The following is a 9,864-nucleotide window of genomic DNA, read 5'->3' on the forward strand; positions in this document are numbered from 1 at the left end:
CAATAAGCAGCTTAAATACAGTAACTATGTGGCTTTCAACCACTTTCACGGCACAGCTGTGAATAATTCAGGTTAAAGTAACAGAAATCGCAAAAGGCGTATTTCAGAAGAATAAGAAGATCACGCAGGTGGAGATTGGCTCAAACGTAAAGAAGATTGGCTCAAAGAGCTTCTTCAACTGCAAAAGTCTTGGAAAGGTCACGTTTAAGAACAGGAATGCAGTAAAGATCGGAAGTAAGGCGTTCTCCGGGATTAAAAAGAACTGCAAAGTGACGGTTCCAAAGAAGATGTCAAAGAAGAACTTTAATAAGCTGCAAAAAGGGATGAGAAGCGCTGGGAAAAAAGTTGTTTATAAAAAACGGTAACTCCTTTTTGCTTCATATTAAAAAAGAGATTGTGCAGACTGGATGGATAAAGATTAAAGGTAAGAAACAATATTTTAAAACGTAAGATGCATTTATACGGAGGGAGAGACATTCACAGATGGGTGTCTCTTCTTTTTTTGCGTATTAAAAAAGTGTAAATAGGTATTGACTTTATATATTATATTGAATATAATATAGATAACAAAAATATATAGATGAATTATATATATATAAAAATGAAAGGTATAAGGAGGACGCGTATGATTTATCAGTTGGGCTCTACCCTTACTGATGCGATTGTGCTGGCGATTATATCCAGGGGGGACGCCTATGGCTATTCTATCTCGCAGCAGGTGAAGAAGGTGGCGGATATTAAGGAATCTACTCTGTACCCGGTTCTGCGCAGACTGCAGCAGAAAGGATATCTGGAGACATATGACCAGCCGTATCAGGGAAGGAACAGGAAGTATTACGTGATTACGGAGGCAGGGAAACAGCAATATCAATTTTATATGGAAGAGTGGAAGAAATACCGTATGGAAGTGGAGAAAATTATGATGGGAGGTATGGAGAATGAACAGGGATGAATTTTTACGGGAATTATCCAGGGAGCTGCGCAGGCTGCCGCGGGACGAATATGAAAAAGCGATGGACTATTATGTGGAATTTTTTAACGATGCGGGACCGGAAAATGAGAAAACAGTGATTGCTGATTTGGGGACGCCGAAGGAAGTAGCGGCGCAGATTATTATGGATGCGGCGGTGGAAAGGATGCATGAACCGCCAAAGTCAGCACGGAGGGGACTTGGAACAATTTGGATGGTAATTCTCGGGGTCTGCGCGGCGCCGATTGCCCTGCCGTTTGCGTTTGTAATCCTGATGTTGGTGGGGATGCTGCTTTTGAGCGCAGGGATGGTTGTCCTGGGGCTTTTGATAGCTGAGGCAGGCTTGTTTGCCGGAGGCGTAATCGGTGTGGTGTGTGGAATTATCCTTCTATTTTCTCAGCCGGCATCTGCGCTGACGGGGCTGGGGCTGGGGCTGGCGTTTATTGGTCTTAGTATTTTAGGCGCTTTTCTTGTATGTAAAGTATTTAAAGGGATGATAAAAGCAATCCGGGCATTATTTCAAAGAATTTTCAGGAGGAAAAAAGCATGAAGAGGTATCAGAAAGTTTTGCTGCTTACAGCAGGGATATTGGTGATAGGCGGAGGAATCCTGGCAACTGCGGGACTTGCGATGGGCGGTGTTCCGGGATTTTGGATTACAGAGAAAGGGATTCAGACGGCAGAAGATATCAGGGGGACGTTTGTAGAGAAAAAAGTACCTTTGTCTGACGTCAGCAGTTTGGATATCAATTGCGTAGAAGGAAATGTGGAGTTTCTTTTGGGGGATGATTTTCATCTGGAATACGGTTATGATGATGCGTTTCTTAGCGTTAAGAACGAGAAGAAGGACGGCATTTATCATTTTACCAGTGATTATGTAAAACAGGCGGGGTGGTATGGCGCAGGATTTTTCTGGGGAGATACGGTGAACAGTAAGGAGAGCTATGTGCGGATTTATGTGCCGAGGGGGACGAAGCTGAAAGATTTAAACCTGGTAAATGAATATGGAAAGATTAAGATGGATATCAATGGAGCAGGATGTGAAAAAACTGTGATGAAGATGGAATCGGGAAGCGCATGGGTGAACGGCCTGACAAGCGGGCATACAGAAGTACAGGCAGAGTATGGGGATGTCGAAATGGAGGACTGTGACGTAGGAAAAATGACCCTGAAAGGGGAGGGCGGGAGCTACAGATTGTCAGATATCCAGGCGGAAGAAATGAAGCTTGAGGAAATGTATGGAGAAATTGCCCTGAGCAGAATTTCAGGGGGAATTATGACAGTAAAGAGCGAGTCCGGGAATACCAAAATAGAGGAGATGAGCGGGAAAGAGCTTTCTCTGGTTAATGAGTACGGAGAGATCACAATGCAAAATGTGACAACAGATACGTTTGTCCATATCAAGAGCGGAGACAGTGGAAATATCAGAATACAGGACATAAAAACCGGACAGATGAAACTTGAAACAGAGGGCGGAGATGTGGAAGGCAAGAAAGTAGAACTTGGAACGGCGGACATTCAAGTTGCATATGGGAAATGTGAACTATACGAACTGAATGCAAAAGATGTAAAGGTATCAAGCGAAAGTGGAAATGTAAAACTTGCAATGGCAGGAAAAGAAAAAGAATACCAGATGAGCCTTATGACAGAGTTTGGGGAAGTATCTGTCAACGGGAAAAAGCAGGGGAATAATATTCTTTTGGAGAGGGAGAAAGCAAAAAGAAAGCTTGAGGTAAAGAGTGAGGAAGGGAATATCTGGGTAGATACGGAATGATTTTGCTGTCTAAGAACTTTCAAAATGTGGTTTATTATGGGATTTAGCCGCTATCTGTCTCTGGATTTTACCGGCTGTCTGTGGTATGATAAATTATCAGAGAAAAATATACCATATACAAGAAGAGGAGAATAGGCGATGAGTGCCATAGTAGAAATAAGAAATGTGAAGATTGGAGAAGGGACGCCCAAAATCTGCGTCCCTCTTACAGCGTCCACAAGAGAAAGCATCTGTACATCGGCAGAAGCATTGAAGGGACACCCCTTTGACATGGTGGAATGGCGCGCGGATTTTTTTGAAGAGCTTTTGGATCCACAGGCAGTAAATGAGACACTGCAGGAGCTTCGTGAAATTCTGGGGGATATTCCCCTGCTGTTTACTGTCCGCACAAAAGAGGAAGGGGGGAATGTTCGTCTGGATGCGGAAACATATCTGGGAGTGAATATCCGGGCGATGAGGACAGGGCTGCCAGATTTAGTTGATGCAGAAATATTCCGCGGGGATGATATCACGTACATGATGGTGGAAGCGGCACATGGCCAGGGTATGAAAGTGATCGCGTCCAACCATGATTTTAGCAGGACGCCGAAGAAGGAAGAATTGATGCGGCGGCTCTGTAAAATGCAGGAAATGGAGGCAGATATTGCCAAACTGGCGGTAATGCCCAGGACAGAGAGGGATGTATTGACGCTTTTGGACGCGACGCTGGCTATGAAGGAACTTCACCAGGATACGCCGATAGTGACAATGGCAATGGGAGAACTGGGAGTGATCAGCCGGCTGGCAGGGCAGCTTTTTGGGTCGGCGATTACGTTCGGAAGCGTAGGTGAGGTGTCTGCGCCCGGGCAGATTCCAGTGGAAAAGTTATATGAGTTTTTGAAAGATTTAAAATTAGGCTAAGGCAAAATCGCTGTGAAAGTCCGCACGGTCCTGAAATTTTTCGGATGCGAAGGGTTTCAGGGCTTTTTTTGCGCACTGATATAGTGGGATTAAGTAAGAATAAGAAAGCGATGGTGCGGTAAAATTTTGTCGATAAGAAATCAGAAATTGCTTCCCGGATTTGACAAATTTCTTTTCCTGGATTTCATATAATTGGAAATGCCTAATCCAAGTGCTTCATAAGGGCGTGGGAGGTGTTTCGTGTATTATGAATTTTACATAGATATATTCTTTCTGGAAAATATGATGCTGGACTATATCGTACTTGCGCTGACGGGAAGCATCCTGAAATGGAAAAGAGATTTCAGACTGCTGTTTCTTGCAGCATTTACCGGAGCTTTGGGAGCATGTATGCTCATGGTAAGCCCGTTTCGTGGGATTCCGGCAGTGATGATTGCCGGATATGTATTGACGGCAGTTTTGATGGTCAGAATTGCTTATGGCATCTCGCAGAAACATTTGCTGGCAAAAGGGCTCCTCTGCTTTTCTTGTACTGCATTTTTGACAGGGGGGATTTTCCAGGCGGTGTCTGCACAGTTTTCATTTTCTGTTCCGACAGCGGCGTTTGTGAGCGCGGGAGTACTCACGGTATTTTTGAGAGGATATCAAGGTGTAAAATTCAAGACACAGAATTTTTATGATGTCACGTTGGGCTTCCATGGAAAAACCGTATGTGTCAGGGCTCTGAGGGATACGGGAAACCAGCTGAAAGACCCGCTTACGGGAAAGCCTGTAAGCATACTGGCTTATGATGCTGCCAGGGGGCTTTTGGATAAGGATGCAAAAATGTTTTATATTCCGTTCCATTCTATTGGAAAAAGCAGCGGCCTGCTGCCGGGAATGACATTAGATTATATGAACATCAGGCGGGAAAAAGACTTACAGCGGCTGGAGCGACCGGTGATTGCAGTGAGTAAAGAGCCTGTGAACCGGGATGGAAAGTATCAGCTGATTCTTCATCCCCAGCTTTTGGATGAATAGGAGGGATTCTTATGGTAATCAAAGTTGCAATGCCGCGTCATTTTCAATTCCGTGTCGTATCGACACTGCCCAGCCTTTTGATGGGGCGGGGGAATGATATCCACTATATAGGAGGGAGCGAGGTGCTGCCGCCGCCGTTGTCAGCCCATCAGGAAGCAAAGGCCATCGAGAATCTTGAGACAGACCATAACAGTGAGGCAAAGACAATGCTGATTGAGCATAATCTGCGGCTGGTGGTTTACATAGCGAAAAAGTTTGACAATACGGGAGTGGGCGTGGAAGATTTGACGTCTATAGGTACAATAGGGCTGATAAAAGCAATCAATACATTCAATCCGGGAAAAAATATCAAGCTGGCCACTTATGCGTCCAGGTGTATCGAAAATGAAATTCTAATGTATTTGAGAAGGAACAACAAGACAAAGATGGAAGTATCGATTGATGAGCCTCTGAACGTGGACTGGGACGGGAATGAGCTGTTGCTTTCAGATATCCTGGGAACAGATGAGGATGTGATTTATAAAGATATGGAGACAGAGGTGGAGCGGAAACTTCTGATGAAAGCTATCGGAAAACTTACGGACAGAGAGCAGACCATTGTAAGACTGCGGTTTGGGCTGAATACTCTGGACGGGGAGGAGAGGACGCAGAAAGAGGTTGCGGATTTGCTGGGGATTTCCCAGTCTTACATTTCAAGGCTTGAAAAGAAAATTATGAAGAGGCTGAAGAAAGAGATTGTGAGGTTTGAATAGAAATATCTTTTGGCTGTTAGTGGGCAGTATCCCCTGGCTTTTGCCGGGGGATTTTATATGGGCAAATTTGCATGTACAGAAAAGCTTGTACTCTGATTGAAAGTATGTTAAAGTTTTGTCAGTAAACATGTTTTAACAAAAAGCTTCAAATGGAGGATGAGCTATGAGAGGAATTTATACATCTGTAAATAAAATCAGGCGCCAGGTCTTTACAGAAGTGGCGCGGTTCGCGTATGAAGGAGGAGATTATACAAAGTTCGAGGAAGTGCCGTACAAGATTATCAAAGGAGAGATTGCAGCTTATCGTGACAGCGTATTTCTGGAACGGGCGATTGTAGGCGAGCGGCTCCGGCTTACTATGGGGCTTCCATGGAGGAAAGCAGATGAACAGGCGCCGATTTCCGAGGGGCTGGATGAGGCGATGAAGTCGGAGAAGTATTATGAGCCGCCATTGGTAAACATTATTAAATTCGCCTGCCATTCCTGCCCGGATAATAAGGTGTTTGTTACGGATGCCTGCCAGGGCTGTCTGGCTCATCCGTGTAAAGAAGTCTGTCCCAAAAATGCGGTGGAGATTGTGAATGGACGTTCTGTTATTGATGAAGAAAAATGTGTAAAATGTGGGAAATGCGTGCAGGAATGCCCATACGGAGCAATTACGAAACTGGAGCGTCCCTGTGCGAAAGCCTGCGGGATGGACGCCATCCGAAGCGATGAATTTGGCAGGGCGGATATTGATTACGATAAATGTGTTTCCTGCGGTATGTGCCTGGTAAACTGTCCGTTTGGGGCCATTGCTGATAAGAGCCAGATTTTCCAGACGATTCAGGCGATTAAGAGCGATGTTCCGGTGTATGCAATCGTGGCTCCGGCAGTTTCCGGGCAGTTTGGGCCTAAGCTTACGCCGGATAAGATGAAAGCGGCGTTTCGAGGACTGGGATTTGAGGATATTGTGGAGGTAGCGGTAGGCGCGGATTTATGCACGATTGAGGAAGCGAAAGAGTTTATCAAAGATGTACCTGAGAAGCAGCCGTTTATGGCCACATCCTGCTGCCCGGCGTGGTCGGTAATGGCGAAAAAGCTCTTTCCGCAGTTTGCGCCTTATATTTCTATGGCGTTGACTCCGATGGTGCTGACTGCCCGGCTGGTAAAGAAGGAGCATCCGAATTGTAAGATTGCATTTATCGGTCCCTGTGCGGCGAAAAAGCTGGAAGCAAGCCGAAGAAGCATCCGCAGTGATGTGGATTTTGTGTTGACCTTTGAGGAAGTCATGGGGATGTTTACGGCGAAGGAAATGGATTTTGACAGCCTGCCGTCAGAGGAATTCTTTACGGAAGCGAGCGGCGACGGGAAAGGGTTTGCCATTAGCGGGGGCGTGGCGTCTGCGGTAGTGAATTGTATTAAGAAGCTGGAACCCTCCCGCGAAGTCAAGGTTCAGAGCGCAGAAGGCCTGAGGGAATGCCGGAAAATGCTGACGATGGCAAAAGCCGGGAAACTGAACGGCTATCTGCTGGAGGGTATGGCATGCCCGGGCGGCTGTGTGGCGGGGGCAGGAACCCAGCAGCCGATTAACCGTTCTAAGACTGCAGTAACAAATGACAAGAAAAATGCAAGATTCCAGAGTGTGATGGACAGCGGATATAAGGAGCATCTGGCAGAACTGGAAGAATGATAACAGAAGGTACGGACGGTAAGAAGGAAGGGCAGATGAAAATAGATGTAAGAGAGGAACTGCTTTGTCTGGCAGAGCCGGAATACCAGAAATTTAACAGCAGGCTGATACCAAATATCAATCCGGAAACAATGCTGGGCGTCCGTCTTCCGGCGCTCAGAAAGCTTGCCAGGGAGCTGTCGAAAGAGGATTGGAGGACATATCTGGAGACAGCTCAGAATAAATATTATGAAGAGGCCATGCTCCAGGGGATGGTGATTGGCTGCGCCAAGATGGAGTTTGAGGAGCGGATTTCTTATATTAGGTGGTTTCTGCCGAAAATTGATAACTGGGCAGTGTGCGACAGTTTCTGCAGCAGCCTGAAAGCAATGAGCAGGTATACAGAAGAGATGTGGCCATTTATCCAAGAATGCCGGGCAGGAAACAGTGCATATGTCATCCGGTTTGGCGCAGTGATGCTGCTGGATTACTATATGGATGAGGCTTGGATAAACGAGGCGCTGAAACTGCTGGATGGGGTCAGGCATGATGATTACTATGTAAAAATGGCGGTGGCGTGGACGATATCCATTTATTATGTGAGGTTTCCGAAACAGGTAATGCCGTATCTGCTGGAAAACAGCCTGGATGATTTTACCTATAATAAAGCACTGCAGAAGATTACAGAATCACGCAGGATTGGCAAAGAAGAGAAAGAACGCATCCGGCAGATGAAGCGGAAAGTATAGCAGGAAAGGAAAAAAGTGCTAGACTAATTTGTCGATTTGTGAGAGAATAAAAGCAAGTATGACATGGGCATTTCATGTCCGGTGTATACATTAGTCATTTATAATTGAAAGGAGTCTTAAAATGATTTATTCACGTGAAGTAGAAGAAATGTGTCCAGTGGCACAGGGCGTTCATCATGGCGCTGCTCCAATCCCAGAAGAAGCAAAATGGGTACAGGCAAAAGAAGTTAAAGACATTTCCGGTCTGACACATGGCGTTGGCTGGTGTGCTCCTCAGCAGGGCGCATGTAAGCTGACCTTAAATGTAAAGGAAGGAATCATTCAGGAAGCTCTGGTAGAAACCATCGGATGTTCAGGCATGACACATTCTGCAGCTATGGCTTCTGAGATTTTACCGGGACTGACAGTTATGGAGGCTCTGAATACTGACCTGGTGTGTGATGCAATCAACACCGCTATGAGAGAGCTGTTCCTTCAGATTGTATACGGAAGAACACAGAGTGCATTTTCAGAGGACGGGCTTCCGGTAGGCGCAGGCCTGGAGGATCTTGGAAAAGGACTCCGCTCACAGGTTGGTACAATGTACGGAACTTTGAAGAAAGGCCCTCGTTATCTGGAAATGGCAGAAGGTTATGTAACCGGTATCGCCCTGGATGCAGATGATATGATTATCGGTTATCAGTTCGTAAGCCTTGGCAAGATGACAGATTTCATCAAAAAGGGTGATGATCCGAACACTGCATGGGAAAAGGCAAAAGGTCAGTATGGCCGTGTAGCAGACGCTGTTAAGATTATTGACCCGAGAAAAGAATAATTGTAGAGGAGGTAACGGGAAATGGCTTTATTTGAATCATATGAAAGACGAATTGACAAAATCAATTCTGTTTTAAATAGTTATGGAATCGCTTCTCTGGAAGAAGCTGAGAAAATCACAAAAGACGCTGGTCTGAATGTATACGACCAGATCAAAGGAATCCAGCCAATCTGTTTTGAGAACGCATGCTGGGCATACATCGTAGGCGCGGCTATCGCAATCAAAAAAGACTGCAGGAAAGCAGCAGACGCAGCAGCAGCAATCGGCGAGGGGCTTCAGGCTTTCTGTATTCCGGGTTCCGTTGCAGATACCCGTCAGGTAGGTCTTGGTCATGGAAACCTGGGTAAGATGCTTCTGGAAGAGGATACAGAGTGTTTTGCATTCCTGGCAGGCCATGAGTCCTTTGCAGCAGCAGAGGGAGCGATTGGTATTGCTGAGAAAGCAAACAAGGTTCGTCAGAAACCGCTGCGTGTTATCCTGAACGGTCTTGGAAAAGACGCTGCTCAGATTATCGCAAGAATCAACGGATTTACATATGTTGAGACAGAGTATGATCCGTATACAAATGAAGTAAAAGAAGTATTCCGTAAATCCTATTCAGAGGGACTTCGCGCGAAAGTAAACTGCTACGGCGCAAACAGCGTTCCGGAAGGCGTTGCTATCATGTGGAAAGAGGGTGTAGACGTTTCTATCACAGGTAACTCCACAAACCCGACACGTTTCCAGCACCCGGTAGCAGGCACTTACAAAAAAGAGTGCAACGAGAAAGGCAAGAAATACTTCTCTGTAGCATCCGGCGGCGGTACAGGACGTACCCTGCATCCGGATAACATGGCAGCAGGCCCTGCTTCCTATGGTATGACAGATACTCTGGGACGTATGCACTCCGACGCACAGTTCGCAGGTTCTTCCTCTGTACCGGCGCATGTAGAGATGATGGGCCTGATTGGCGCAGGTAACAACCCGATGGTTGGTATGACTGTTGCCGTAGCTGTTTCCGTGGAGGAAGCGGCGAAGGAAGGGAAGTTCTAAGAAACAGAATAGTTAAAGAATTTGAGAATCATTAGGAGCAGTTTGCAGAATGAAAAGCAAGCTGCTCCTATACTTTGCACATAAATCCATTATTTGCTGTAGTACGGGAGATGTTTCCTTTCATTCAGTTAGTGTATAATTATCATTGGCAACAATAAGAATTATTCTTGAAAAAAGGGAAGAAGAGAAATTCCCTGCTTCCC

At 45.8% G+C, this 9,864-nt stretch carries 11 protein-coding genes; all 11 read left to right on the forward strand.

Features of this window, described 5'->3' with window-relative positions; translation table 11 throughout:
- The first annotated feature begins 86 nt into the window (after window positions 1-86).
- On the forward strand, window positions 87-365 hold the full coding sequence (locus NFR99_RS13580) for a leucine-rich repeat protein (protein ID WP_277613464.1): 279 nt from the start codon (window positions 87-89) through the stop codon (window positions 363-365).
- A gap of 260 nt (window positions 366-625) precedes the next feature.
- Complete coding sequence (locus NFR99_RS13585; RefSeq protein ID WP_251353924.1) at window positions 626-952, forward strand: PadR family transcriptional regulator; 327 nt, start codon at window positions 626-628, stop codon at window positions 950-952.
- A complete protein-coding gene (locus tag NFR99_RS13590; protein ID WP_120481171.1) occupies window positions 939-1,520 on the forward strand; it encodes a DUF1700 domain-containing protein in 582 nt (193 codons plus the stop codon). Before NFR99_RS13585 ends, NFR99_RS13590 begins: the two co-directional genes overlap by 14 nt.
- The gene (locus tag NFR99_RS13595; protein ID WP_251353925.1) at window positions 1,517-2,743 is read left to right on the forward strand and encodes a DUF4097 family beta strand repeat-containing protein; all 1,227 of its coding nucleotides are present in this window, start codon (window positions 1,517-1,519) and stop codon (window positions 2,741-2,743) included. The genes NFR99_RS13590 and NFR99_RS13595 overlap by 4 nt, the downstream gene beginning before the upstream one ends.
- Before the next feature lie 138 nt (window positions 2,744-2,881).
- Window positions 2,882-3,643, forward strand: coding sequence for a type I 3-dehydroquinate dehydratase (gene aroD / locus NFR99_RS13600; protein ID WP_120481169.1), 762 nt, complete (start codon window positions 2,882-2,884; stop codon window positions 3,641-3,643).
- 240 nt (window positions 3,644-3,883) lie between these two features.
- Window positions 3,884-4,663, forward strand: a complete 780-nt coding sequence (locus NFR99_RS13605) for a sigma-E processing peptidase SpoIIGA (RefSeq protein ID WP_120481168.1) — start codon at window positions 3,884-3,886, stop codon at window positions 4,661-4,663.
- An 11-nt stretch (window positions 4,664-4,674) separates the two neighbouring features.
- Window positions 4,675-5,415, forward strand: a complete 741-nt coding sequence (gene sigE, locus NFR99_RS13610; protein ID WP_120481167.1) for an RNA polymerase sporulation sigma factor SigE — start codon at window positions 4,675-4,677, stop codon at window positions 5,413-5,415.
- Window positions 5,416-5,578: 163 nt separating this feature from the next.
- Entirely contained in the window at window positions 5,579-7,087 is a 1,509-nt protein-coding gene (locus NFR99_RS13615) for a 4Fe-4S dicluster domain-containing protein (protein ID WP_120481166.1), read from the forward strand.
- On the forward strand, window positions 7,084-7,815 hold the full coding sequence (locus NFR99_RS13620) for a DNA alkylation repair protein (RefSeq protein WP_330642213.1): 732 nt from the start codon (window positions 7,084-7,086) through the stop codon (window positions 7,813-7,815). Before NFR99_RS13615 ends, NFR99_RS13620 begins: the two co-directional genes overlap by 4 nt.
- Window positions 7,816-7,936: 121 nt before the next feature.
- A complete protein-coding gene (locus tag NFR99_RS13625) occupies window positions 7,937-8,629 on the forward strand; it encodes an iron-sulfur cluster assembly scaffold protein (RefSeq protein WP_120481165.1) in 693 nt (230 codons plus the stop codon).
- Window positions 8,630-8,650: 21 nt separating this feature from the next.
- Window positions 8,651-9,661: a GGGtGRT protein gene (locus tag NFR99_RS13630; protein WP_120481164.1), complete on the forward strand. Its 1,011-nt coding sequence runs from the start codon at window positions 8,651-8,653 to the stop codon at window positions 9,659-9,661.
- The last annotated feature ends 203 nt before the right edge of the window (window positions 9,662-9,864 follow it).

It is taken from the genome of Hominisplanchenecus murintestinalis (assembly GCF_943193015.1).
Lineage (GTDB): Bacteria > Bacillota > Clostridia > Lachnospirales > Lachnospiraceae > Hominisplanchenecus_A > Hominisplanchenecus_A murintestinalis.

Coding starts and splice junctions, on each gene's coding strand:
- NFR99_RS13590 (WP_120481171.1), top strand. CDS start 939: ATGAACAGGGATGAATTTTTACGGGAATTATCCAGGGAGCTGCGCAGG.
- NFR99_RS13615 (WP_120481166.1), top strand. CDS start 5,579: ATGAGAGGAATTTATACATCTGTAAATAAAATCAGGCGCCAGGTCTTT.
- NFR99_RS13595 (WP_251353925.1), top strand. CDS start 1,517: ATGAAGAGGTATCAGAAAGTTTTGCTGCTTACAGCAGGGATATTGGTG.
- NFR99_RS13620 (WP_330642213.1), top strand. CDS start 7,084: ATGATAACAGAAGGTACGGACGGTAAGAAGGAAGGGCAGATGAAAATA.
- NFR99_RS13585 (WP_251353924.1), top strand. CDS start 626: ATGATTTATCAGTTGGGCTCTACCCTTACTGATGCGATTGTGCTGGCG.
- NFR99_RS13625 (WP_120481165.1), top strand. CDS start 7,937: ATGATTTATTCACGTGAAGTAGAAGAAATGTGTCCAGTGGCACAGGGC.
- NFR99_RS13630 (WP_120481164.1), top strand. CDS start 8,651: ATGGCTTTATTTGAATCATATGAAAGACGAATTGACAAAATCAATTCT.
- aroD (WP_120481169.1), top strand. CDS start 2,882: ATGAGTGCCATAGTAGAAATAAGAAATGTGAAGATTGGAGAAGGGACG.
- sigE (WP_120481167.1), top strand. CDS start 4,675: ATGGTAATCAAAGTTGCAATGCCGCGTCATTTTCAATTCCGTGTCGTA.